This window comes from Brevibacillus sp. AG162 (assembly GCF_006715575.1).
Lineage (GTDB): Bacteria > Bacillota > Bacilli > Brevibacillales > Brevibacillaceae > Brevibacillus > Brevibacillus brevis.
The window spans coordinates 967,743-989,359 of sequence record NZ_VFNO01000001.1; the positions used below are offsets into that span (position 1 = coordinate 967,743).

Genomic DNA, 21,617 nt, shown 5'->3' on the forward strand with positions numbered 1-21,617 from the left:
CGTTGCGGACCTTTTTTATGTAAGGGTACTATTGGGGTCATCTTTTTCATTGCTGTCGATTCAAACTGATAATTGCAAAAATTGCACGATCGATGGGGAAAGGAATCGTTCTTTACCATCAAGAAAGCGTTTTCTATAATGAATCTCAAGCAAGGACACAGCTTTTTATGGAAAGGAGAAAGGAATGGTCTTTTTAACCACACGTTCCCATGCATTACTGAAGGTGATACTCGACAGCTACTATCCGTTGAAAATTAAGGATGTCGCGCGCGATTTCCAGGTAAGCGAACGGACCGTCAAGTACGATCTGGAGAACGTCAGACAATGGCTGAAGGAACGAAATGTCATCCTCCATTCTCAACCGAATAAAGGGCTGTGGATCACGGAAGAACAAGAGCATCGAAATGCTTTGAAGGAAAATTTGCAAAGTGATGACAGCAAGACACTCATTCTGCCACAAAAGGATCGGGTCAAGCATTTTTTGTTCATTCTTCTGCTGTCAGAAGGGTATCAGCGGATGAACGATTTGGCCGACCATATGGGAGTCAGTCGCAATACCGTCGTTGCCGATGTCAAGGACGCGGAAAAGCTGCTCGATGGCTGGCGTCTCGAGCTTGTCACGAAGCAAAGGTATGGGGTACGAGTGGACGGGAGTGAGCGGCACAAGCGGTATGCTCTCGAAAACTTGATTCACGATCTGTTGGATGGAATCGACATGTATCGAATGGTACAGGGGGTGTTTTTAGAATACGGACAAGAAGCGAGAACAGGCCCCTTACTGGAGAAATGGCTGATCAGCCGGACAGAGTTAGGAGAGATCATTCACAGCATCAAAGCATGGATGAATGCTGCTGCGGAGACGCTGGCAGACCGAGCTCTGATTAGTTTACTGATTCGCTTCTGCATTGTCGTCCATCGTGTACAGCGGGGCCAATTGGTCACTGCGGATGATGCCGAGATGGGAGAAGCAAGGCATTGGAGCGGGTACGAGCTGTTTTCACAAGAAGTTCGAGCGTTATGTCAGCGATTGAACGTCGATATTCCCGAACACGAAATTGCGTATGCGTGCCTTCCGCTGCTAGGGACTGAACAGGTGCCAAGAGAGGCGCGTGCAGGTAGGATTGTTTTGGATGTTTTCCAGGCAACCAAGGAACTGACGGAAGCGGTTAGTAATCGGATGCTGGCACCGTTGTACGAGGATCAGGAGCTGGTCAGACTGCTTTTTGCTCACTTGGATGACAGTTTGAACCGTTATCGTCAGGGAGTTCTTTTTGCGAATCCACTGACGGAGGAGATTCGCCGTTCATACGCACGCATGTTTGATGCAGTCAAACGCTCTTGCGAAGATGTGTTTTGGCATCGTGGGGTCTATTGGCTCGATGCAGACATTGCTTACTTTGTACTCCATTTCCAAGCGGGTTATGATCGCTGGCTGGAGCAGAAAAAGGCAGATGCGCTCGTCGTTTGCGGAACAGGCAGAGGGACTTCACGGTTTTTGAAAACGTATCTGGAAAGCGAATTGCGTTCCCTGCGGGTCGTAGGCCTGTGTTCCAGCACAGAGGTAGAGAAGTATTTGGCGAGTCGTCGAGTGGATGTCATTATCAGTGTACTTCCGATCAAGGCAGAAGTGCCCGTTGTGGTTGTCAGTCCCCTTCCTACACGACAAGATATCAACCAGATTCAGAACTGTCTGGAAGCCTTGCAAGTGGAGGGAGGAAATCGACAGCAGGCTGTGAATGCTCGCAAGGAAGCTTGGTTTCCCACACTGACTACTGGTCTCAATCCGTCAGATTTGCCGGTGGTGGAGAGACTGTCCCAGGATGTCATCTGCAAAGGGTATGAGATCAGTCAAAAAATCGTGACTGCTTTTCGGGAGTACGTAACGGAACAAACGGCAAGCGGACTGACGCTGCACCTGCTGTTGATGGTGAATCGACTGGCTTTTGGCTCACCCTATCAGGAGGAGTGGGAATCGTCGGCAGAGGCAGAATCAAAAGAATGGAAGGCATGGCGTGAAAAGCTGAACCAATTGATGGCTGAGGCAAACCTCCAAGTTCCACCTAGTGAAGTGACAGCCATTATGCGCTATTTTTCAGGAAAGGGGACGGTAGAGAGTGATAGTGGATCTACTTATACGCAACGGACGGGTCATTGATCCTTCCCAGAACCTGAACGGGCACTATGATCTTGCCATTCGGGAAGGGCGGATCCTTGGGGTGTATGAGAAAGGGAAGACAACCGATGATCAAGGGATGAATCTGGAAAGCAAGGAGACGATCGATGCAGAGGGATCTATCGTGACACCCGGTTTGATCGATCTGCACGCTCACGTTTTTCCGACAAAAACGAATTTGGGCGTAGCTGCGGATCGGGTCGGGGTCGAGCAAGGAGTGACAACTGTAGTAGATGCTGGCAGTGTCGGGCTATGGTCGTTTGATGCTTTTCTTGAAGAAGCCGTGTACCCTTCTGCTACTCGTGTTCTTGCATTTCTGAATATTTCGGGGGACGGCTTGTGCAATGGCGGCGGGGAGCTCGCAGACATGGCGCGGTTAACCCCGAGAGAAGCGGCAGCTCTCATAAGAGAACAGCCGATATTACGAGGGATAAAAGCCCGCATGAGCGGATCTGTCGTCAAGCAAAACGGCATAAAACCCTTGCTCATAGCCAAGGAAGCGGCGAGGGAAGCGGGCGTACCCATGATGGTTCACATTGGAAACGCTCCGCCCAAACTCACGGAAATATTACCTCTGCTAGACCGAGGAGACGTGGTGACACATGCGTTTCACGGAAAAAAAGGAGGGATGTTCGACGAACGAGGCGAGTTGATCCCAGAGGCGCAAGACGCATTGGAGAGGGGAGTCTTACTCGATATCGGGCACGGCGAAGCGAGCTTTAGTTTTCAAACACTGCGTCATGCGCAGGCTCAAGGGATTAGGCCACATGTCATTAGCACAGATGTTCACCAGCGCAATATTGATGGTCCTGTGCACAGCTTGACGCACACGCTCACGAAGTTTCTCGCCATGGGCTACTCGCTCGATGATGTGATTGCGGCAAGTACGCTTGCGCCCGCACGAATTCTCGGGTTGGAAAACGAGATTGGGACGTTGAGAGTAGGGGCATGCGCAGATGTATCCATACTGCAGATCAAAAAAGAGCTGACCATTTTGACGGACAGTGAACAAGAAACGTTGGAGACAAAGGAAAGAGTAGTGGCTTATCAAGCGATTACTTCGGGAAAGGTACTGACATGCAAATGATTGATGACATTCTCAAGGAACTGGCAGAGACAAAATCGGATTATTTATCTGAAATTTCTGAAACTAAACAGATTCTCCGAAAAATTGAGGAGGAGTTTCTCCTCATGGAGATTCATATACCGCGAGATCGCTGGCTGGCCATCGGAGCTCATGTACTGGCATTTGTACGACGGATGACAAACGGGGAAAGGCTGCCCGTGATTGAAGCGGAGTTATTCGCTGAGATTCATCCCGATATGGTTACGCTCTCGCACAAAGTCCTCTCGGAAGAAAATAGTGCGTGGAAGGCAGATGATACAGAAGCGTTTCTATTAGCGGTTCATTTTGAAGCGATCCGTGCCATGCAGATGGGGCCATCGTAAAACATCGCTGTGAATATAAGGAGGGTATGTATATGTCTAAGGTAAAAATCGTGATTGGTGATCGTCTCGGAAAAGGACAGAACATCGCCAAAGGAATCGAAGCTGCTGGCGGGACCGCGATCGTCATTCCAGGTGTTGGCGCTGATATGAAGGTCGGAGATGTCATGGTCAGTGAGAGCGCAGATCTAGGGCTGTCCTTTTGCGGAAGTGGTGGGGCTGGGGCACTGACTGCCAAGACCAAGTATGGTTTTCCGGTCGAGTACGGCTTGCGCTCAGTAGATGCGGGTATTACTGCCTTGCGTAGCGGCAAAAAAGTGATTGGCTTTGGCTTCATGGATACAGAAGAGCTAGGCAGGCGCATAGTGGAAGAATACGTCAAGCTGGGAGGGAAGTAATCCATGTATACGGAGACGACGCAGACCTTGCGATTATCCGGGAGTGGCGATACGAAAGAGGGAGCCTTCAACAAGATTTTTTCCCAAATCAAGCATGTAGTGGCGAGACAGACGAATGATTTGGTCGTGCGAATCGAGCCTGTAGGAGTTTCCATTGTGTCTGCGACAGAAACAGTGAAGCATGAGCGATTTTTTGGATTGTTCTTCCCGCGCAAACGAACGCGGTATGACATCACGGTAGATATTCAAGTAAGGCTGGGAATGATGCAGGTAGAAAACATAACGTTTCAGCAGCAAACCGAGCAGACTGCGGGTATAGGGCAGTTGGTTCGTCAGCGATAGAAGCAGACAGGGGGTAGATTCATGGTTACTTTGATGATTGTGTTGAAGTCGATCGTCATCGGGGCATTGGTCGGCTTCGGTGTTGGTGCAGGGGCGGCGAGGATGTTCCATGCACCCAATGTCCAAGGGATGGGGGCATTCCGGACTTTTGGAGAGCTGAACGCATGTGCAGGCGATCCCATTTCCCACTTTTCATTTGGACTTGGCTTTTTGTTTAACTCATGGGCGTCTGTTGTCGGTGCGGGTGCGTTGACGCAAGATGTGGATCATCGCGTCATCCCGAACTGGTCGGCGGCCGTGCTGCTCTGGCGAAACAAGAATGTCGCAGAGACATTGCACAATCCGAAGCAAATGGCTATTGCTGGAGCAGCGGTTGGTGTGGTTGTGGTCACCCTGCTGAACTCAACCGCGACGGCAATTCCTGAGTCGATGCAGCTGGTGGCGACGAAGGTACTGGTGCCGGCTGCGAACTGGTTGATCAATCCGATCATGCCGATTGTGTTCTGGATGGCTGCGATGGATGCAGGCAAGCGGACAGGGATATGGGGAACGGTCTTGGGCGGTTTGTCGCACTTGGTCATGGGGAATGCGGTACCTGGAATCGTCTTGGGTATTTTGATCGGTAAAGGCCTGGATGACAGTGGTTGGAACAAAATTACGAAATCCATGTTTATTGCAGTCATTCTCTTGTTTGTATTCAGTGGCTTCTTCCGTGGTTTTGATGTCGCGCTCTTGAAGAGTATGTACGTGGAAATTCCACAGTGGTTGATTGAGCTTCACGAAACATTCGGATCGGTGGTGAAAAAGTAATGGGTGAATTGCAGGCAAAAGGGTTTTGGTATTCAGAATGGGCATTTCCCCTTTTTGTGGCGTGCTTGTCTTCAGGAATTTTTGCGGGTACCCATCTTTACTATGTGTATCATGTCGGTGCCTTTAACGATATCGCCATCGTTGCGATGCTGGAGGCGGGGATCAAGGGTGGCGGATACGGTGCGGCTGCTGCGTTTGGTGCGAGCTTTCTGTTCGCCCGCGTTTTGGAGGGGCCGCTGGTTGGGATTCTCGATATTGGCGGCTCGTTGCAAACAGGTATCGGGATTGGCGTTCCCGCATTGATGTTGGGAGCAGGCTTTACAGCTCCGTTGACTTCTTTTCCATTGGCGCTGGCAACAGGTGCATTCTTGGGCCTCGTCATTGGTACCGTCATTATTTTGATTCGGAAGTACACGATCAACGCATCGAACTCTACCTTTGGTGCGGATGTCATGATGGGAGCTGGAAACGCAGCAGGTCGTTACTTAGGTCCTTTGATTGTCATTTCTGCGATTATGGCTTCGATTCCAGTTGGACTCGGCGCAACAGCAGGTGCAGCGATTTTCTACTATTACAATAAACCGATTGCGGGTGGTGCGATTATCGGCGCCATGATCCTCGGCGCCATTTTCCCGATCCCGACACAATGAGGCTAGAGAGAAGAGTTTTCATAGGAAGGAAGGGCAAACCATGGGAATCTATCAGCAGCTAGGGTTGAAGCAAGTCATTAACGCAAGCGGTAAGATGACGGCACTGGGTGCAAGTGCCGTCCATCCTTCTATCGCACAGGCCATGGGAGAAGCCGCCATGGATTATGTAGAAATCAGTGAGCTGATGATTGTGGCAGGTCGTCATATCGCAGAGGCGACCGGTGCAGAAGACGGTTGTCCTACTTCAGGAGCAGCTGCTGGTATTGCCATTAGTGTAGCGGCAGTCATAGCTGGTTGCCATCTGAGTTTGATCGAGCGGCTTCCTTACTCCGAAGGGTTGAATAACAAGATTATCATCCAAAAAGGACACGCGGTGCACTTTGGCGCTTCCGTTCAACAGATGATTGCGCTGGGTGGTGGGAAAGTCGTAGAGGTCGGTCATGCGAATCACGTAGAAGAAGACCATTTGCGAGAAGCGATTGATGATCAGACAGCAGCGCTGCTGTATGTCAAATCACACCATGCGATTCAAAAAGGGATGCAGTCGCTAGACAAGATGATTCAAATTGGTCGTGAGTTTGGACTCCCGGTAATTGTTGATGCAGCCGCGGAGGAGGATCTACGGCGCTATGTAGCGTTGGGTGCCGATCTGGTCATCTACAGTGGCGGAAAAGCAATCGGTGGACCAACGTCTGGTTTTATCACAGGCCGTGCCGATCTGGTGACCGCATGTCGCGCGCAATATAAAGGCGTCGGTCGTGCCATGAAGGTAGGAAAGGAAGCGATTGCAGGCTTGCTTGCAGCGCTTGGACAGTACGACCCGGAAAAGCAAAATGTTCCCGAGCAGAAGAGGCGAGTGGAGTGGCTGGCAGGAGAACTGAACAGCTTGCCCGGTGTGAGAGCAGTGATCACACAGGATGAGGCAGGCCGGGCGATCTTTCGTGTGCAAGTTCAGCTTGACGAACGAGTGACGGGGATGACGGCTCGGGAGCTTACACGCCAACTGGAGCAAGGAAATCCAGCTATTTTTACCCGCAACCATTATGTGAATACGGGAGTAATTGCCTTTGATCCACGACCGTTTCACGAAGGGCAAGAACATATCATTGCAGCGCGAATGAAGGAACTGCTGCAAAAAACGGGAGAAGGAGAATAACAAAAGTGGGGACACCGAAAATTCGTTTAAACGTTTTGGCAAGGGATGTAGAAAACGCAAAACAAATATGTTCCGTCGCTGATGGCCGCGCTCTGATCGGGATCTTGGTCAAAGGATTTGCATCCGTAGAAGCAGCAATAACCGCAGTTGAACAATATCAGCAAGCAGGTGTACCAGTGTCTGTAGGGCTGGGTGCAGGTGATCCTACGCAATGGAAAAAAGTCGCAGAAGTCGCGGTGCAGACACAACCGGATCACGTTAATCAGGTATTTCCGGCAGCAGGCTATACACTCGGGGGGCTACAGGCAGTCGGCAACACACATACCATCGTGAATGCATTGATTGCCCCCGGCGGACAATCAGGAAAAGTTCATGTCACCACGGGACCAATGAGCAACAAAGTGTCAGAACTACTCTCTTGCGATGCAGCCGCCGCGATGCTGGCAGAGATTGGCGTACACTCGGTCAAATTTTATCCAGTAGACGGGCTGGAAAGGCTAAACGAAATCAAAGCGATGGCAGAAGCAGCCGTACGTTACGGGATTCCCGTTTTTGAGCCGACTGGCGGGATCGATGCAGCTTCGATTCGTCCGATTGTGGAGGTATGCCTCGCAGCAGGTGCAAAGCAGGTTATTCCGCACATTTATACTTCCATCGTCGACAAGGAAACGGGATTGACTCGCGTGGATCAGGTAGAAGAACTGCTGACTGCTATAGAAGGCCTGTAGGTATATCACAAGAAAGGGATAGGAGTGAATCAAATGAGAGAGAGACAGGTCATCGTCCAGCTGGCACAGGGATTACACGCGCGTCCGGCTACTTTGTTTGTGAAAGTGGCAGCCTCTTTTTCCAGTGAAATCGGATTGAACAAGGATGAGAAGAAGGTGAATGCCAAGAGTATTATCGGCGTCATGTCCCTTGCTGTTTCAAAAGGACAGTCGGTCGTATTGACTGCGGATGGTGCAGACGCCGAACAGGCGTTGGATGCGTTGGAGAACGTTTTGATAAGTGTGGAGTAAAGGGATGCGTGAATGCGTGTAAAAGAAAAAGGGATGTCTCAAGTAAACAGTCTTGAGGCATCCCTTTGAAATGAGACGTTTCGCTCTTTAGCCTTTTTTCTGCCATTTCAATTCATAGTCCGTTGGGTTGAATCCCTTCATGATTAGCCATACAGCCAAAACCAATTGTTGAAAGGCTATTAGAATGTTCAACATCATGTAGGTTGCATCCAAACCGATGAAGCGAATCATAAATAACAAGCTTGCCAATATGGACAATGTAGACCCAATAAGACCCCAGCCTGCCAACCAACGTGGAACTAATCTTGTTTGGTAAAATATGTGATTGAACAAGAGCATCGCCAAAACAAATGCCAGTGTCGTTGCCACATGGTTTACCAAATCACGTCCTTCCCGCAACAAGCCACCCAGGGTCTGAAAATAAGATACATGCAAAGTTCCAGCTTTTGCAAATTCGTGGCTTACTGACAAAAGCAACAAAAGAATGATTACACCAATCATAATGAACACACCCGCAATGATGCCAAATGCAACAGATCCAAGAGCTAAACCTTTATGATGCTTACTTAAAATCGGGTACATTAATATAGGAATACCAACATATGAAACAATCATTAACAACTGGAAAAACGCTCCTAGTAGTACCTGGTTTTCATTTGTAGAAGCCCTGACAAGGTAGTCTGCTCCATCTATAACGGGAACAACACTTAATATACCTGTAACCAACCCGACTATTAATAACACCCCAGTCATTACTGCTGACCCTCTACCTGCATTTGTACTCTTCCTCAGCATAATTAGCCTCCTTCTCATACACTACCTATGGCGGATGAAGTGATGCTGCCTTCCTCGGGATTTTTATCGCGTATGAAGTGTAGAGGGTTGCTGAACGAACGGGAACGATCGTTCAATGAGGCAGAGGCAGTCTATAACAATGATTATTCAGTTGAGATCCATGATTTGCTTCATTCTGACGTTGCGTCTAAAACTAATTTTCGGATAATCCTATCAATTATTAATAATCTATTGGTTCTTCTGCTTATTTACCACAAACATACCCTGTCCAACTAGGCAGTGTCCCTATCACTATTTATGCTTTGTCAGTATGATTCATTACTGTGTAATGTTGTAGAAGCTTTTGGGATAGTATGATGATACGATTCACGATCCTCTCTGGCTCTAATACTTTAGCTTCAGTACCTAACCGGAAAAAGTACTGGGAGACGAATTCGATTTCCTTGTGATCAATAACGGTGTCTATATAACCGAAATCCTCATTCTGCAAGACGATATGTGGTTCCAGCCAAGGCTGGCTTCGGCACTGACGAAGTCCTTCTCTGGATAGCTCAACGTAAAGCCGTATGGGTGTAACTGGTTCTAGTTCGGTATGGCTACGCAGCCAATCGTGAAGTGTGACCCTGGGAACAAATGTCCGCTCAACCTTGTTGAGTGTTACAATTCGGTCCGTACGAAACAGTTTCACCTCGTTGGTGTCCATAACGAAGGCAGGCATATACCAAAAGCCATCATAGGCGTAGACGCCAATTGGAGCTGCTTCCCTCAAAGAAGTACCGTCTTTTGAGATATATTTGATTTGAACGACTCGTTGCTCGGTGGCCGCTTCCACGATTTCTTTCAGATTTTTAGACGGGATGCTTCTCTTTTTGTTCCAAAATGAAAAAACCTCGTCGAGGCGATCGATCTTCTTTCTCGTATCGATGGGGAGGCTTGTATAAAGTTTCTTCGATACCGAGTCGATGTCAATCTCAAAGGGCAGCGATGTGTAATATTTCAGCGATTGAAATGCGAAGAAGATGGAAAATGCTTCGTTCTCGTTTAGTAGAATGGGAGGTAATATCCGATTGTCCAATACGCGATAACCACCGCTGCGGCCAGGTTCTGTATAGAGCGGAACGCCCATCTCACTTAATTCAGTCAGATACCGATGAGCCGTCCGTACGGAAACATTGAATTCATGAGCCACATCTTGAGCCGTAAAACGGCGACTGGCATTCACATACATAATAAGGTCGAACAGGAGCTTGGCTTTGGACATCACTGATGCACTCCTTCTCTATTAACCATGACAACTATTGACATGTTAATATGATAGATTCATGGATGCAAGATAACATGTGTTGATTTGAGGAGGTAAGCATGAATAAGATTCCAGATAAGATGAAGGCTGTAGTGCTGAATAGATTTGGGGGTCCGGAAGAATTACGGCTGCAGGAGGTCGATATGCCTAAAATTGGTCCGGACGACGTGTTGATTCGATTAGCATATGCCGGTGTGGGAGAATGGGACGCATTCGAACGGCAAGGCGGATACGCGGAAATGCTGAGTTTGAAACCGCAATTCCCTTACATTCTCGGTTCTGAAGGATCCGGCACGGTTGTTGCACGGGGGGAGAAAGTTTCAAATGTTAACTTGGGAGATCTGGTCTATGCACCTGGGTTTCTGAATCCGAAAGGCGGCTTCTATGCAGAGTACACAGCTGTTGAATCCCAATATGTGTCCCGTATTCCAGAGGGATTAACCAGGCAGGAAGCAGCGGTCATATCCGGAGTCGGTATTACCGCTTTACGCGGACTGGAAGATGTACTGAATCTTCAACAAGCAGAATCTGTCATGATTTTCGGCGCAAGCGGAGGGGTAGGTCATATGGCGGTCCAGCTCGCGAAAAGCCTGGGAGCCCGTGTATTTGCGATTGCGTCAGGTGAAGACGGTGTTGCCATGGTAAAGAAGCTTGGCTGCGATGCGGTTGTAAATGGTAAAGGGGGGGATATCCTTTCGATGGCAATGAAATTTGCCCCAGATGGATTCGACGCGGCTCTGTTCACCGCAGCAGGAGAGGCCGCAAATCATGCAATTGGTTGTATTCGTGCTGGAGGACGCGTCGCATACCCTCATGGGATACGCCCTGAATTACGGACATCCTCAGGAATCAGAATAGAAGGATATAACGGCGAACCAGATCCTGAAATCATTGGCAGGCTTCAGCGTTACATCACCCGCAATCGACTATCCGTTCATATCAGCCATATCTTTGCTCTAGAAGATGCCTCTAAAGCTCATGCTACGATCAACAGCCATTACTTGGGGAAAATCTGTCTGCAACTAAATACCTAATGGAGATGCAGCGTGATGAATGCTCTCGGGTAATGATAGCTGATTAATGTTAACGAAGGCAGCCGTCCACCCATCAGCCAATACAAAGGCCCTCCAGTCGCATTACTGCGATTGGAAGGCCCTTAAAGCGCGCATTTTGTTGCCTACCTATGTGATCAGGCAAGATGAACGCGCAAATCTCTCAGCTCCATTTCTTTAAAAATGCTTCCAAGTAAAATCAATACTCAAATACCCAATCTGTTTCTCCTTAAAGGTCAGCGTTTCCTTCGTTGCCAATTCCGGTTTGCGAAAACAGACAAGGTCTTTGTGATATCCAAAAGCACGACAAACTTCCGGTCGAACGCTATGGATACCACACTGATCTTTTTGCATGTCGTAGAAGATACAAGTTCCGAACATTCTCGGTTGATTTTTCAGATCTTCACGGAGCTTTTTTGGAAGCGCTTTCAATTTCTTGTGTATCATTTTAAATTCCTTCTCTGTTATAGGAACAGGACCACAGCACAATCCTTTACAGCCTTGGCAAGGCAACGTTTCCATCGAATCTACAACCTCTCGTCATGTGATGTTTGCTAGAAAGAACAAAAAAGATGACCCTCGCTGATTCAGGAGATCATCTTAAGAACTACCGCATTCAATTGTGTTGTTTATTTAAAAATTCGGTAAGAAGTGAATAGTGTACTTTTATTATAACACATGTAGGAAGATTTTGACGAATGCTTTCGAAAGAATGGTGTGTTGATCGTTGGAAAACGGCTTGTGGTATAATCTACCTGCCATTTACGTTCTTAGACGATTCACCACAATGAGAATGGAAAGAGAGGGAGTCCATATGCAGCTCTCCCAATTGACAAAAAAGTACGAGAAGCTGGGCAGCATGTTGACGGATGTCCCCTCTGAGATCCGTGACCGCTTTATCGTCAGGAAATTTCCCAGGCATACTGTCATTTGCAAAAAAGATGAAGCCATCCGTCATGTATATATCATCTGCGCAGGGACGATGAGGATCGTAAACGAGTTTGACAATGGCAATGTCTATGCATTTACCGATACAGAACCGTATACATGGATTGGAGATACGGAATTATTGGCGGGGGTTCACCGCTATGATTGTACAGTCGAATCGATTACAAACTGCACGACACTCCAAATGAGTCGTGAGGACTTTCTCACTTGTTTTGAGGGCAGTCACGTCTTTGCGAAGGAACTCGCCCGAACGATTGCCAACAAGGTCCATCACCGGTCTTCCAAGATCGGGGAAAACATTTTTTATCCGGTTCTCTATAATATGGCGTCTCTTCTAATCCAGCTTGCCCAGGAGTATGCGGTCGATAACAAGGCAGCGATTATACCCTTGAAGCGTCAACATATGGCGGAACGTTTGGGCATTAGCATCAGATCGGTCAACAGGGCAATCAAACGGTTGAAAGAAAATCATTATTTGTCCATCGCGAAGGGGAAAATTGTGATCGAACCGGAGCAGCTTCTGAGGCTGATGCAAGCGGTAGATCAATTTAAATAAATATGACCATCATGAGCGATTCTTTCTTTTAAAAAGGGACACGTGTCCTTTTTTCGTTTTTTCAGCAGGGATATGATCGAAATACGTCAGACACCATCCTGAATGAATGGGAGAGAAAATAGTGAGCAATTCAAAACTTTGTTTTATCGGAGCCGGCTTTCATGCGACAACCAATATCATTCCATCGGCCGTGGAAGCGGGGGCGGTCATCCAGGCAATTGCTACTCGCAGTATGGAACGGTCGACAGCTGCCCTCCAGCGATTCGGAAGCGGGGGGACTGCGTATAACGACTATAAAAGCATGCTCAAACAGGAACAGTGCGATGGAGTGGTAATCGTAGCCCAGCCACAAGATCAATTTTCTTTGGCGCTGGATTGCATTCGTGCAGGCAAAAATGTGTACGTGGACAAGCCGCTGGGATGGAATGCAAAAGAAGCGGCTCAGATCGCCGATGCAGCCGATCAAGCCGGAGTTGTGCTGATGGTGGGATTTATGAAACGTTATGCGCCTTGCTACATGAAAGTAAAAGAATGGATTTCGGAGGGGACACTGGGAGAGGTGCGCTCTTTTCAATTGACATTCGCTGTTGACAGCACGCCATTTTGTACGAACGAGGAAGAGTTCATGAAGCTTGTCGCCATTCACATGGTTGATTTGATGCGGTACTTGTTCGGTGAAGTATCGCAAGTCTCCGGGTTTAGCAATAACGATAACCGAAGGATTGCGAACAGTCTCACCTTGCAATTTGAAAATGGGGTTGTCGGGAGTGTTTATTTTGCGGGAATGAGCGCATGGTCAAAGGAAAGCGAAAGTTTGCTCGTTACATTTGACCACGGATATATGCGGGCAAATGATATCGAAACGGTCACGATTCATCAATCGGTGCCAACGGATGCTGCATCATGGAAATCATTGACGGAGCAAGTTACTGTTTTCAGCCCTTCCATCTCCACCATGTCAGGAGGGGTGAAAGATCTGTATTTGCGGGGCTTTGTAGGGGAAATGGCGCATTTTATGAAGTGCTGTACAGAGGGTGTGACTCCGCAGTCGAGCGGACGCGACAATGTAGCTACCATGTTGCTCTGTGACCGAATCTTGCATGTAGGATGTCCTTTTCGAATTCAAAAATAATCGCTGCATAAAAAGAGGAGAAGCGCTCACGGTAAGCGCTTCTAACCTCATAGGCATGTGTGTTTGACCAGAATGAGTTCTTCCACTTCTTCGCCGCGTGCTTCCGAAAATGCCTGATCGACACCGAAAGGCTGAAAACCGTTTTTTTCTAACACACGAATGGATGCGATGTTGTCATGGGCGACACGCGCATATACAGGACGTGTTCGGAGTTCCTCTAAAAAGAGAGAAAGTGCATTTGTCGCGATACCTTTGCCCCAAAAGCTTTTGTCAATCCAGTATCCAATCGTAGGCAAGCCAAACAGCTCAAAGCACGAAACATTACCGACAATTTGCCCATTCATGACAATGGTTCTTTTCACAATCGAATCATTGTTCAAAATTCTTGTCCAATGAGCGGTGAATCCATCTCTATCTTCAGGGTTCTTGACAGTAAAGGCCGCCATCCTATGAGCGGATTTGTCCAATTGCTGAGTGAAAAATACAGGGAGATCTGCCTCTGTTACTTCTCGTAAATCAAGGAACTGATCACGCAATGGCTCCAAGGAAAAGCACCTCCAAAAAAGTTAGCTATTCTCTCTTCACCAACACTTTGATAATCAACGACAGTACCGTGAGAACCAAAATGACATTAGCGATGAGCATAAAGCTAGGTAAACAAAGCGTAAACAAGATGTACACACTCCTACTCGTTACAACCTTTGAAAGTGAAAAAGACTAGTTCTCCCCGGTGACAAGCATGATCGCAAAGCCATCATAGCCCTTGCTGCCAACTGTCTGTACAACGGTTCCACTGACACGTTGCTCTTCCGCTACCATGTCGGTGAATTGACGTACACCGACAATATTGGGATCTGTGCTTGTTTCGTCCACGACTTGACCACTTCGTACAACATTATCCGTGATAATTACAGTACCTTTGCGCGAGAGCTTCAATGCCCATTGAAAATAGTCGGGGTTTCCTTTTTTATCTGCATCGATAAAAATAAAATCAAAAGGACCCTGATTTTCTTTGTAAAGTTGGATGAGAGAATCAAGGGCAAGTCCGACCTTCACTTCCACGATCTGATCCAGTCCTGCGCGGGTAATGTTCGATTGTGCAACTTCTGCATGCTTCGGATCATATTCGAGAGTAATGAGACGACCGCCAGCAGGGAGTGCGCGGGCTAGCCAGATGGTACTGTATCCACCGAGAGTGCCAATTTCCAAAATCGAACGAGCGCCTTGGATCCGTGCTAACAGATGAAGAAGCTTACCTTGATTGGGTGCTACATCGATAGCTGGCAGACCTGCAGCTGCGTTCACTTGAAGAACTGTGTCTAGAACGGAATCGGCTTCCAGTAATTTATCCGTAAAATAGTGATCGACCGCTGTCCATTGCTCTCTACTCATGATCTCAACTCCTCAATATTTTACAGGGATATCATAACACGATTAGCAACTTCTGGCTGGATTTTTTGTTGCGAATCACACATTTCAGCAGAGGGTTTCTATGATGGATCATGCTTTATAGGTAAGATTTTCACCTATTACCATTATTTTCGCATAGCGTAAACGATGAGTTTTCATGATAATAGAAAAGTAATCCAAGCTAGCTAGTATAATCCAATCTTGGGGATTCTATTCCACGCGTTCGACTAAATGATGCAGTCAAAGTCGGCGCCATTTTTTTATTCCATCTATAGGTAAATGTACCTATTATTGTTCGTTGTCAACAGAAGTGAAGTCCTATATGCTTACATTATTCACGTATGACATATGCGTACTACCCCGTACGCCCCAACCACTTTCTGTTGGTTGGGATTTTTTTTGCTCGCATTCACTATCCAGTTATCTCCTATCGCGTTTCGATGCGATTTTTTATATCCTTGTACATAGGACTCGTAATGTTCTTGGGGTCCGCGGTGACTCAAATTATGCAGAGGAGTCACCGCTTTTTTCTTTACATACTTCCTCCGTTCCAGGTCAAGCTAGTAACAGGTGATTTTGGTCAGGAGGTGTTTTGTGTGCGGGGAACTTTCGTGGTGCTGACGTTGGCTTTTGCTTTGACCGTAACAGGGTGTACGAAGCAATCTGGTACAGAAACGAAGCAAAAAACGGAAGCGGAGCCGTTGTGCATGCCTGTTCCCGTCAGACATTATCAATGGGAAGAGCGAGCGAGAGCAATTACAGCTAGCGTGAAGGGCATAGACAAAATAGTGGCTGTGCAAATCGATAAAGAGCTCGATGTGGCTATTCAAGTGACGAATTTTAATCGGTTCAATCTGGAATCGATTCAAAAAGAAGTCGGAAAGAAATTAAAAGAGGCCTTCCCAGATGCCAATATTCATGTGACTGCTGACAAGCGATTGATAAAAGATTTGCAAAGACTAAGTGACGAGCCGTGGCCAACTGATGTAAAAGCCGCATGCCAGAAGAAGAAATCCTTAAAAGAAATTGAAAAGAAAATGAAGGGCTAACCTACTTCCAAAACCTCACACACTACATGCGTAGAGTGAGGTTCTTCCTATTTATATTTTGACGGAATGATTAAAATGAAAATTCTGTGATTTACTAACGAAGAAGAACTCCCTGACTGGGAGTCTATATTGGCTAGTGGTGATCATGATCGTAATGATGCGCGCGCTCTCGATCTCGATGGAGGTCGATACCGCGTAATTCACCCTTGGCTTTTTCCACAAGTACTTGATAATCTCTTACCACTTCTGTCAAGGTAGTAACTGATTCCTTGTAGTCGGGATCATTACAGATTCCATCTATCGCTCGATGGAGGTGATACATCTTATCTTCGGTTTTTCGGATAAATTCTACCCAATCCATTCCGTTCATAAAATACCTCCTTTCCGTCATAGGCTTTACTCCCGTGCGCGAAAGTATGCAAGATGAAATTGCGAATAAATGATGCGTATGCAATCTAATAATGAACTTTGGTCTTGTAACGATAATCTGTTCATGATAACATACCTCACATCAATAGCATCAAAGGACGAGACTTGAGGTGTATTAGATGAACGGGTTAGCCAAACTGAATCGATCGCTTGAGAAAATCATGCCCATACTAACGCCGAGTAGTGTTGCCATTGGGGTAATAGCCGGGACAAATTTGCAGCCATTTGCTTTTTTGTCTCCTTGGGTGTTTGCCTTCATGACATTTGCCGGCAGTCTGGGCTCAGGATTTAAAGAATTTGCAAAGGTACTGACCAGACCGCTCCCTTTAATCGTCAACTTGTTGATTCTTCATGCACTTATGCCGCTTATTGCTTGGTCAATGGCTCGGTTGTTTTATCCAGATGATATCCATGTCATCACGGGCTTTTTGTTGGCTGCTTTAATTCCCACAGGGATCACGAGCTTTTTGTGGTCATCAATATATTTCGGGAACATCGCACTGACGCTATCCATTATTTTGTTAGATACGATGCTCTCCCCATTAGTTGTTCCGATGGGGATGTCCTTGTTTTTAGGGGCAACAGTCGAGATGGATTTAGCTGAACTGATGAAGGGTTTGTTTTATATGATCGTGTTGCCATCGCTTGTCGGTATGCTGCTCAATCATTTATCAAATGGGAACGTCAAAAAAACGCTGGCACCCAAATTAGCGCCATTTTCTAAGATGGGAATGGGTGTTGTCGTCGCGATCAACAGCTCGATGGTCTCGTCTTACTTTCATATGATGGACGCTAAACTGGTAGGAATGGCGGTCCTTGTACTGGTAGTAGCCATTTTGGGTTATTTGATGGGGTGGGGGATCGCAAGGCTGTTCGGATGGGAGCGTGATGTGATCGTCACGTTAACCTTCAACAGTGGAATGCGAAACATTAGTGCGGGTGCAGTTATGGCAATCACGTACTTTCCTGCGCCTGTTGCTCTTCCCGTTGTTCTCGGTATGCTTTTTCAGCAAATACTGGCTTCTACCTTCGGAAAGTTTTTGGAGCTGGTTGAGAAAAGACCGCAGCATCAACCACAGGAATTGTCTAACTAAAGCAAGAGCCGTTTTCCTAAATCAATTGGAAAACGGCTTTTTTCTTACAGATTCTTTCCAAAGAACGAAGGATTTTTATCAAGAAGTGATTGAAAGTCCTATTCCACATCAAATCTTGGCTGAACAAATGGGGAGACTTTTACAGAGGAAACTTTCATAAGGCTATCATGGGTTCAAATGAAGAAATTGAAAAAAGGGTTGCGAACTTATGTTCGTAATCACTATAATGTAATTACAATTTCCCACATAGGATGAGTATCTGGATAATCAAATGTTCGTAAATAGGCGGGTGGAAAAGTGTGAATAACGGCAACCTTGATGTAACGGACAAAGAAAGAGAGGCATTTATGTACATGCTGCGAGATTCGGCAAGAGAGAATTATCCCTTGAATGTGAGCTGGTGTGTGTCCTTTGAGGGGGAGCGGGGGAATACGTGCAGCATGTGGGGTGTGGTCAAATGGGTAGACCCGAAGGCGAGACGTGTTCAATTAGCAAACCAAAAGGGCAGTCAATGGATCGATATGGAGAAGATTACCAATGTACATGCATAGGTGTGCGTATAGAACCCTTACGTGAAAATGGACTCATCGCTAGGGTTCTTTCCTTTCCGCACAAAGACGAGAGTATATATGTAACAAAACCTAACATAAAACACAGAAAATTCGAAAGTTTGTTTGACATTTGTTTTTTACATGTTAGAATATATTACATAGCATGCATTCTCTCCACTTCCTATTTTGACCCAGTCATTGGGTCCTTTTTTTTGCCTATGTTCATTTCTTCGGATAAGGCTTGCCATCCTCTTGAAATAACTTGCTTACCATTCCGTAGAGACGACCTGACATGTCAGGAAAAACAAAGGAGTATTCATTCGCTCCTTGATTCAGCAAGACGATCGGTGCTTCCACGATGTAGGGGATTTTCATTAGATCGAGCATCTTCTTATATTCCTCTACCTTGGAATGATCGACCGTATAATAAAATGATTTGGAAAAATTCATGCGAGCACGCTCCTTTTCCTTATTGTAGCATATCTACAGTCAGTCGTATAAATAGACATAATAAATGTTATGTAAACAAAATGATTTCCTCTCTCTAGTTATGAAGAGAGAAGATAGAAGATTCACAAAGACTTCTACCTATGTTAGAATGAAAGGCCAAAATTTTACCAATAGGAGAAAAATGATGATAATCAGCCAACAACTACTTTCTGTGAATGGGTTATCCTACACGATTCGCTCTGCAATGAAAACAGATGCACAACAGTTGTCGGACCTGCGACTGCAAATCGATGGGGAGACTGAAAATTTGGACAGAGAAAGAGGAGAGGCTTTCATCGATGTGCAAGGATTCGAACAGATCATCAATACGGATGCAGAAAGTCCAAGAAACTTGTTTTTAGTTGCTGTTGTACAGGATCGGATTGTCGGGTTTTCCAGATGTGCAGGTGTTTACTTAAACAGATTTGCCCACAAAGTAGAGTTTGGTGTATGCGTCCTACAAGAGTTCTGGGGTTACGGCATTGGGAAAAATCTTTTGCAAGAATCGGTTGCCTGGGCAGACGCCAACCACATTACCAAAATGACGTTGAATGTAATGGAAACGAATGAGAAGGCAATTGAGCTGTACAAACGGTTTGGCTTTGAAATCGAAGGGGTACTCAAAAACGACAAGGTTCTTTCCGATGGCAATTACTACAACACCGTTATTATGGGAAGATTCAAAAATGACCGGAGAGCGACATGATGAAAAAACTCCGCTAGCGTTAGCGGAGTTTTGTTGTCTGACCATTTGTTAAACAGTTGTTTAACTGCTGAAGAAGCTACGGCTGGAGTGCTTTCTTTTATAATGGGAGCTGCCGTAATGGGAATGTCCGTACCGATTGCTAGAGCTGTATTTTCTGCGATGCTTGTAATCGCTGCTGCTGTATTTCCGGTACTTGTGCGAAGATGAGTGATTACCGAGTAAATTTTTCAAAAGCTTCTTGAGCATATCAATCACTCCTAGTTAGGTTGGAAGTCTATTCCGTATAAGTATATACGAATATGTTGGAGAATCGTTTCATTATTTTTCTGCGTTTTCGTGAAAGGCTGAACCGATCAGATCAATCCGGTTCGTCCATACTCCCCCTGTAAAGCTTTCAGGCACTCGTTTTAAATCAGTCGGAACATCAAAGCCTTGCGACACATCTCCACTGCCTGCGACTAGGATCACGCGGGTGTCATTTGCTTCCATTCTTGCCATGAAACGATTCGGCCAACCCCAGAGCCATGGGGCAATTTGATCAGGAATATGCAATTGGGTTTGCGCACAGGCTTCTGGTACATATCCAGACCAACCTGCTGCGATGTACGGAATCAGGCAGCTTTTCATTGTCGCCACAGACATCACGCGCAGCTGGGGCAGTTGTTGTTTCAATGTCTCGATTGGCTTGTCACCACCATAAACAGAGAGCTGTGCCAGTCGTTCGGCAGGCAATGCTGCCAAAACATCCGCCAACGCTTTCCCCTCGAGTGGGTCATTGCTTTTGATATGGATAAGCAGCGAGCGATCGGGGAATGTTTGTAGCACATCATCGAGAGAGGGCATCATGCCGATCCCTTTTCCGCGGAAGGGAAAAGTTTTTCCTTCATCCGCTGTGTAGTTGTAGCCAATGTCGAGCTGTTGTAATTCGGCCAAGGTATAATCTCTCGTGACACCGGTACCGTTTGTCCGACAGTCGAGCGTCCAGTCATGAAACACGGCGAACCGATTGTCTTTGGTCCATTGTACATCGAGCTCGACAACGTCCGCGCCTGCATCAAAAGCCGCCTGCATGGAAGGAATCGTATTTTCCAGGTACGGATGCTCCGGTGGATAAATCCGTTCCGCCGTACAAGTTTCATTGGTGATGTTCTCCATATGAAAGGTTTGTGCCATCCCGCGATGAGCAAGTAAAAAAGGCTCGCCTTCTGGCTCTTTTGCAAGATAAGAGCTGTTGTTAACAAACAGGAAAGCGATGAAAAGAAGGGGAATCCAGATACGTTTTCGCTGGAACCATTTCTTTCGTGGTTGATCTCGTTGTTTTGTCATGATGGGATACCGCCCCTTCCTTAAAATCCTCTGTCCATTGTAGCAAAACGCAAGGGAGGAAGGTACATCCTTTGGGAGTAGGGCTTGGGGCTTGGCATCATTCGAAAAGACTGGCACAATAGACGGAAGATAAGATGTATCCCATGAAGAGCAAGGGGAGGTTCCATGAAAATAGCTTTACACCAAATCGCTTATCAGATCGGCATGCACCCAACCGAGATGGCGAAGCTTGTCTACGATGGTGAAATAACGGGAGAGGTACCTGACCGCAATCCGCAAGCGAAGGATGCTTGGGTGGATCTGCACTCTCTGCGTAACTTCATTCAATGGCGACATGATCAGGGGCGAATGGATCAGATGTTCTATGATAAAGCTATGCGTCACCTGAACAAAGCAATGCCAAAAAAATAATCGAATCTGGAGGAGAAACATGCAAGACTCTATCATTTACTGCATGGTACCAAAAGCATACTGGGAAAAGTGGATGGACAAGGATCACTACTTGCCGCGCGATTACGAGCAGGAAGGCTTTATTCACGCGACAAAAGGGGACGAGCTGCTTGAAAAGGTAGCAAACCGCGTCTACGCACAGTTTGACGAGGAGTTGTATGTACTCGTTATCGATGAAAAGAAAACGACTTCGGAAGTCAAATACGAGCCTGCGAAGGATGGATTGCTGTATCCGCACATCTACGGACCTCTGAATCAAGATGCGATTGTGGATAGGAAGCAAATGAATCGGATAGACGGCCAGTGGCGTCTGGGAACGTCCATCCGCTAATC

28 protein-coding genes are annotated in these 21,617 nt (G+C 46.7%); 19 read left to right on the forward strand and 9 right to left on the reverse strand.

Features of this window, described 5'->3' with window-relative positions; translation table 11 throughout:
• Positions 1–184 precede the first annotated feature (184 nt).
• From FB479_RS04535 to FB479_RS04580, 10 genes are all read left to right on the forward strand, one after another.
• Positions 185–2,155 carry a BglG family transcription antiterminator gene (locus tag FB479_RS04535; RefSeq protein WP_142062785.1) on the forward strand — a complete coding sequence of 657 codons (1,971 nt, stop codon included), beginning with the start codon at positions 185–187 and terminating at the stop codon, positions 2,153–2,155.
• On the forward strand, positions 2,115–3,260 hold the full coding sequence (locus tag FB479_RS04540; protein WP_142062788.1) for an amidohydrolase/deacetylase family metallohydrolase: 1,146 nt from the start codon (positions 2,115–2,117) through the stop codon (positions 3,258–3,260). Before FB479_RS04535 ends, FB479_RS04540 begins: the two co-directional genes overlap by 41 nt.
• Positions 3,261–3,364: 104 nt before the next feature.
• On the forward strand, positions 3,365–3,622 hold the full coding sequence (locus FB479_RS04545) for a hypothetical protein (protein WP_255438270.1): 258 nt from the start codon (positions 3,365–3,367) through the stop codon (positions 3,620–3,622).
• A gap of 32 nt (positions 3,623–3,654) precedes the next feature.
• The gene (locus tag FB479_RS04550) at positions 3,655–4,017 is read left to right on the forward strand and encodes a glycine-rich SFCGS family protein (RefSeq protein WP_106656408.1); all 363 of its coding nucleotides are present in this window, start codon (positions 3,655–3,657) and stop codon (positions 4,015–4,017) included.
• Between the two features lie 3 nt (positions 4,018–4,020).
• On the forward strand, positions 4,021–4,359 hold the full coding sequence (locus FB479_RS04555) for a DUF4312 family protein (RefSeq protein WP_142062794.1): 339 nt from the start codon (positions 4,021–4,023) through the stop codon (positions 4,357–4,359).
• A gap of 21 nt (positions 4,360–4,380) precedes the next feature.
• Positions 4,381–5,169, forward strand: a complete 789-nt coding sequence (locus FB479_RS04560) for a DUF4311 domain-containing protein (protein ID WP_142062797.1) — start codon at positions 4,381–4,383, stop codon at positions 5,167–5,169.
• Positions 5,169–5,819 (forward strand): DUF4310 family protein, encoded by a 651-nt coding sequence (locus FB479_RS04565; protein WP_142062800.1) that lies wholly within the window; start codon positions 5,169–5,171, stop codon positions 5,817–5,819. The genes FB479_RS04560 and FB479_RS04565 overlap by 1 nt, the downstream gene beginning before the upstream one ends.
• 40 nt (positions 5,820–5,859) lie before the next feature.
• Positions 5,860–6,975 (forward strand): DgaE family pyridoxal phosphate-dependent ammonia lyase, encoded by a 1,116-nt coding sequence (locus FB479_RS04570; RefSeq protein ID WP_142062803.1) that lies wholly within the window; start codon positions 5,860–5,862, stop codon positions 6,973–6,975.
• Positions 6,976–6,980: 5 nt separating this feature from the next.
• The gene (locus FB479_RS04575) at positions 6,981–7,703 is read left to right on the forward strand and encodes a KDGP aldolase (RefSeq protein WP_142062806.1); all 723 of its coding nucleotides are present in this window, start codon (positions 6,981–6,983) and stop codon (positions 7,701–7,703) included.
• A gap of 33 nt (positions 7,704–7,736) precedes the next feature.
• Positions 7,737–7,994: an HPr family phosphocarrier protein gene (locus FB479_RS04580; protein WP_106656403.1), complete on the forward strand. Its 258-nt coding sequence runs from the start codon at positions 7,737–7,739 to the stop codon at positions 7,992–7,994.
• Positions 7,995–8,081: 87 nt separating this feature from the next.
• Here the strand turns inward: FB479_RS04580 and FB479_RS04585 are convergent, their stop codons facing one another.
• Both FB479_RS04585 and FB479_RS04590 read right to left on the reverse strand, forming a co-directional pair.
• Complete coding sequence (locus tag FB479_RS04585; RefSeq protein ID WP_142062809.1) at positions 8,082–8,789, reverse strand: DUF4386 domain-containing protein; 708 nt, start codon at positions 8,787–8,789, stop codon at positions 8,082–8,084.
• A 295-nt stretch (positions 8,790–9,084) separates the two neighbouring features.
• Positions 9,085–10,050, reverse strand: coding sequence for a helix-turn-helix transcriptional regulator (locus FB479_RS04590; protein WP_142062812.1), 966 nt, complete (start codon positions 10,048–10,050; stop codon positions 9,085–9,087).
• A gap of 185 nt (positions 10,051–10,235) precedes the next feature.
• Between FB479_RS04590 and FB479_RS04595 the strand changes: the two genes are divergently transcribed.
• Positions 10,236–11,126 (forward strand): quinone oxidoreductase family protein, encoded by an 891-nt coding sequence (locus FB479_RS04595; RefSeq protein ID WP_255438271.1) that lies wholly within the window; start codon positions 10,236–10,238, stop codon positions 11,124–11,126.
• A 195-nt stretch (positions 11,127–11,321) separates the two neighbouring features.
• On the opposite strand, the gene FB479_RS04600 is transcribed toward FB479_RS04595, so the two are convergent.
• On the reverse strand, positions 11,322–11,666 hold the full coding sequence (locus FB479_RS04600) for a YkgJ family cysteine cluster protein (RefSeq protein WP_142062818.1): 345 nt from the start codon (positions 11,664–11,666) through the stop codon (positions 11,322–11,324).
• A 292-nt stretch (positions 11,667–11,958) separates the two neighbouring features.
• Between FB479_RS04600 and FB479_RS04605 the strand changes: the two genes are divergently transcribed.
• Together FB479_RS04605 and FB479_RS04610 are read left to right on the forward strand one after the other, a co-directional pair.
• Entirely contained in the window at positions 11,959–12,648 is a 690-nt protein-coding gene (locus FB479_RS04605; RefSeq protein WP_185746329.1) for a Crp/Fnr family transcriptional regulator, read from the forward strand.
• 121 nt (positions 12,649–12,769) lie between these two features.
• Positions 12,770–13,780 (forward strand): Gfo/Idh/MocA family protein, encoded by a 1,011-nt coding sequence (locus FB479_RS04610; protein ID WP_142062823.1) that lies wholly within the window; start codon positions 12,770–12,772, stop codon positions 13,778–13,780.
• A 47-nt stretch (positions 13,781–13,827) separates the two neighbouring features.
• Here the strand turns inward: FB479_RS04610 and FB479_RS04615 are convergent, their stop codons facing one another.
• Together FB479_RS04615 and FB479_RS04620 are read right to left on the reverse strand one after the other, a co-directional pair.
• Complete coding sequence (locus FB479_RS04615) at positions 13,828–14,325, reverse strand: GNAT family N-acetyltransferase (RefSeq protein ID WP_106656397.1); 498 nt, start codon at positions 14,323–14,325, stop codon at positions 13,828–13,830.
• Between the two features lie 172 nt (positions 14,326–14,497).
• Positions 14,498–15,172 (reverse strand): O-methyltransferase, encoded by a 675-nt coding sequence (locus FB479_RS04620; protein WP_142062826.1) that lies wholly within the window; start codon positions 15,170–15,172, stop codon positions 14,498–14,500.
• 614 nt (positions 15,173–15,786) lie between these two features.
• On the opposite strand from FB479_RS04620, the gene FB479_RS04625 reads away from it, so the two are divergent.
• Positions 15,787–16,239, forward strand: a complete 453-nt coding sequence (locus FB479_RS04625; protein ID WP_142062829.1) for a YhcN/YlaJ family sporulation lipoprotein — start codon at positions 15,787–15,789, stop codon at positions 16,237–16,239.
• Positions 16,240–16,372: 133 nt separating this feature from the next.
• Here the strand turns inward: FB479_RS04625 and FB479_RS04630 are convergent, their stop codons facing one another.
• Positions 16,373–16,609 carry a hypothetical protein gene (locus FB479_RS04630; RefSeq protein ID WP_047067384.1) on the reverse strand — a complete coding sequence of 79 codons (237 nt, stop codon included), beginning with the start codon at positions 16,607–16,609 and terminating at the stop codon, positions 16,373–16,375.
• 178 nt (positions 16,610–16,787) lie between these two features.
• Between FB479_RS04630 and FB479_RS04635 the strand changes: the two genes are divergently transcribed.
• On the forward strand, positions 16,788–17,762 hold the full coding sequence (locus tag FB479_RS04635; RefSeq protein ID WP_106656393.1) for a bile acid:sodium symporter family protein: 975 nt from the start codon (positions 16,788–16,790) through the stop codon (positions 17,760–17,762).
• A gap of 299 nt (positions 17,763–18,061) precedes the next feature.
• The gene (locus FB479_RS04640) at positions 18,062–18,313 is read left to right on the forward strand and encodes a YolD-like family protein (RefSeq protein ID WP_106656392.1); all 252 of its coding nucleotides are present in this window, start codon (positions 18,062–18,064) and stop codon (positions 18,311–18,313) included.
• A 222-nt stretch (positions 18,314–18,535) separates the two neighbouring features.
• Here FB479_RS04640 and FB479_RS04645 read toward each other — a convergent pair whose 3' ends face one another.
• Positions 18,536–18,763: a hypothetical protein gene (locus FB479_RS04645; protein ID WP_106656391.1), complete on the reverse strand. Its 228-nt coding sequence runs from the start codon at positions 18,761–18,763 to the stop codon at positions 18,536–18,538.
• A 184-nt stretch (positions 18,764–18,947) separates the two neighbouring features.
• Here FB479_RS04645 and FB479_RS04650 point away from each other — a divergent pair, with 184 nt between their 5' ends.
• On the forward strand, positions 18,948–19,508 hold the full coding sequence (locus tag FB479_RS04650) for a GNAT family N-acetyltransferase (RefSeq protein WP_106656390.1): 561 nt from the start codon (positions 18,948–18,950) through the stop codon (positions 19,506–19,508).
• Positions 19,509–19,568: 60 nt separating this feature from the next.
• Here FB479_RS04650 and FB479_RS04655 read toward each other — a convergent pair whose 3' ends face one another.
• Entirely contained in the window at positions 19,569–19,754 is a 186-nt protein-coding gene (locus FB479_RS04655; protein ID WP_083994995.1) for a hypothetical protein, read from the reverse strand.
• 72 nt (positions 19,755–19,826) lie between these two features.
• The gene (locus tag FB479_RS04660) at positions 19,827–20,834 is read right to left on the reverse strand and encodes a glycerophosphodiester phosphodiesterase family protein (RefSeq protein WP_142062832.1); all 1,008 of its coding nucleotides are present in this window, start codon (positions 20,832–20,834) and stop codon (positions 19,827–19,829) included.
• A gap of 165 nt (positions 20,835–20,999) precedes the next feature.
• On the opposite strand from FB479_RS04660, the gene FB479_RS04665 reads away from it, so the two are divergent.
• Positions 21,000–21,245: a hypothetical protein gene (locus FB479_RS04665; RefSeq protein WP_047067373.1), complete on the forward strand. Its 246-nt coding sequence runs from the start codon at positions 21,000–21,002 to the stop codon at positions 21,243–21,245.
• A 19-nt stretch (positions 21,246–21,264) separates the two neighbouring features.
• Entirely contained in the window at positions 21,265–21,615 is a 351-nt protein-coding gene (locus tag FB479_RS04670; RefSeq protein ID WP_142062835.1) for a DUF952 domain-containing protein, read from the forward strand.
• Positions 21,616–21,617 lie beyond the last annotated feature (2 nt).

Excerpts from the sequence above, each read along its gene's own strand:
- FB479_RS04535 (WP_142062785.1), top strand. The coding sequence starts at position 185 with ATGGTCTTTTTAACCACACGTTCCCATGCATTACTGAAGGTGATACTC.
- FB479_RS04545 (WP_255438270.1), top strand. The coding sequence starts at position 3,365 with ATGGAGATTCATATACCGCGAGATCGCTGGCTGGCCATCGGAGCTCAT.
- FB479_RS04550 (WP_106656408.1), top strand. The coding sequence starts at position 3,655 with ATGTCTAAGGTAAAAATCGTGATTGGTGATCGTCTCGGAAAAGGACAG.
- FB479_RS04555 (WP_142062794.1), top strand. The coding sequence starts at position 4,021 with ATGTATACGGAGACGACGCAGACCTTGCGATTATCCGGGAGTGGCGAT.
- FB479_RS04560 (WP_142062797.1), top strand. The coding sequence starts at position 4,381 with ATGGTTACTTTGATGATTGTGTTGAAGTCGATCGTCATCGGGGCATTG.
- FB479_RS04565 (WP_142062800.1), top strand. The coding sequence starts at position 5,169 with ATGGGTGAATTGCAGGCAAAAGGGTTTTGGTATTCAGAATGGGCATTT.
- FB479_RS04570 (WP_142062803.1), top strand. The coding sequence starts at position 5,860 with ATGGGAATCTATCAGCAGCTAGGGTTGAAGCAAGTCATTAACGCAAGC.
- FB479_RS04580 (WP_106656403.1), top strand. The coding sequence starts at position 7,737 with ATGAGAGAGAGACAGGTCATCGTCCAGCTGGCACAGGGATTACACGCG.
- FB479_RS04585 (WP_142062809.1), bottom strand. The coding sequence starts at position 8,789 with ATGCTGAGGAAGAGTACAAATGCAGGTAGAGGGTCAGCAGTAATGACT.
- FB479_RS04590 (WP_142062812.1), bottom strand. The coding sequence starts at position 10,050 with ATGTCCAAAGCCAAGCTCCTGTTCGACCTTATTATGTATGTGAATGCC.
- FB479_RS04595 (WP_255438271.1), top strand. The coding sequence starts at position 10,236 with ATGCCTAAAATTGGTCCGGACGACGTGTTGATTCGATTAGCATATGCC.
- FB479_RS04600 (WP_142062818.1), bottom strand. The coding sequence starts at position 11,666 with ATGGAAACGTTGCCTTGCCAAGGCTGTAAAGGATTGTGCTGTGGTCCT.
- FB479_RS04605 (WP_185746329.1), top strand. The coding sequence starts at position 11,959 with ATGCAGCTCTCCCAATTGACAAAAAAGTACGAGAAGCTGGGCAGCATG.
- FB479_RS04620 (WP_142062826.1), bottom strand. The coding sequence starts at position 15,172 with ATGAGTAGAGAGCAATGGACAGCGGTCGATCACTATTTTACGGATAAA.
- FB479_RS04630 (WP_047067384.1), bottom strand. The coding sequence starts at position 16,609 with ATGAACGGAATGGATTGGGTAGAATTTATCCGAAAAACCGAAGATAAG.
- FB479_RS04635 (WP_106656393.1), top strand. The coding sequence starts at position 16,788 with ATGAACGGGTTAGCCAAACTGAATCGATCGCTTGAGAAAATCATGCCC.
- FB479_RS04645 (WP_106656391.1), bottom strand. The coding sequence starts at position 18,763 with ATGAATTTTTCCAAATCATTTTATTATACGGTCGATCATTCCAAGGTA.
- FB479_RS04650 (WP_106656390.1), top strand. The coding sequence starts at position 18,948 with ATGATAATCAGCCAACAACTACTTTCTGTGAATGGGTTATCCTACACG.
- FB479_RS04655 (WP_083994995.1), bottom strand. The coding sequence starts at position 19,754 with ATGCTCAAGAAGCTTTTGAAAAATTTACTCGGTAATCACTCATCTTCG.
- FB479_RS04660 (WP_142062832.1), bottom strand. The coding sequence starts at position 20,834 with ATGACAAAACAACGAGATCAACCACGAAAGAAATGGTTCCAGCGAAAA.
- FB479_RS04665 (WP_047067373.1), top strand. The coding sequence starts at position 21,000 with ATGAAAATAGCTTTACACCAAATCGCTTATCAGATCGGCATGCACCCA.
- FB479_RS04670 (WP_142062835.1), top strand. The coding sequence starts at position 21,265 with ATGCAAGACTCTATCATTTACTGCATGGTACCAAAAGCATACTGGGAA.